Annotated in this window: 1 protein-coding gene; it reads left to right on the top strand. The window is 41.6% G+C overall.

What is annotated here, in order from left to right:
- Positions 1 to 734: DNA translocase FtsK 4TM domain-containing protein (locus ABD296_RS49560; RefSeq protein ID WP_344285535.1), on the top strand; the 734-nt coding region annotated here is incomplete at both ends.

Here is a 734-nt window from a genome sequence, read left to right as displayed (position 1 = left end):
CAGATTTGCTGTTTGGCTTTTTAGGTTGGGCAAGTTTACTTATTCCAATCTTCCTATTTGTTGAAGCGATTCAAGTCTGGTGGCCACATAGTTTTCTAAACCGCCCATTCCGTTATGCTGCGCAGTTCTTCTTAATTCTTGTTGTTTCGAGTTTGCTTTACCTTCACTGGAATGTACCTGCAGATACTTTAGATAATGCCGCAGGTGGGATTATTGGTTATGAGTTGGGGCAAAGCTTATCTCAACTGTTAACAATTTATGGTGCGACATTATTTCTACTTGTTTTCGGAGTGGTATTGTTCACTTTGGCATTTGGGGTGCAGTGGAGCAAAACATGGGTTACGCTCAAAGCAATGCCTGGTTATTTACAAGATTTATTCTATAAAAATGTATCTCCTAACGAATCTGCTTATGACTTAACCACACAGCCTGCGAATAAAGCAGCAACGGTAAAAGTTGCAGAGATGCCTAAAGCAGAAGAAGTTACGGATGAAGTAGAGCTAAATGCCCAACCAGAAAAAGCTCAAAGCAAAGCGAGCTCTACACGACATGATGAAATAGCAGAGCGTTTATTTGCCGACGTTTTAGCTAAAGAACAAAGTCAACCTGAAACAATTGAAGAAAAACCAACTCCTCAGCCAGAAAACTTTGAGCGTACACTTGAGCAAGCCCAACAACTTAAAAAAGACAGTGAGCGTTTAGTGGCTACGGGGGAGGTTTGGCGTGCGTTACAG

It is taken from the genome of Actinomadura napierensis, from assembly GCF_039529375.1.
In the GTDB taxonomy this organism is placed as follows: domain Bacteria; phylum Actinomycetota; class Actinomycetes; order Streptosporangiales; family Streptosporangiaceae; genus Spirillospora; species Spirillospora napierensis.
This window is presented reverse-complemented; position numbering and strand designations above follow the sequence as displayed.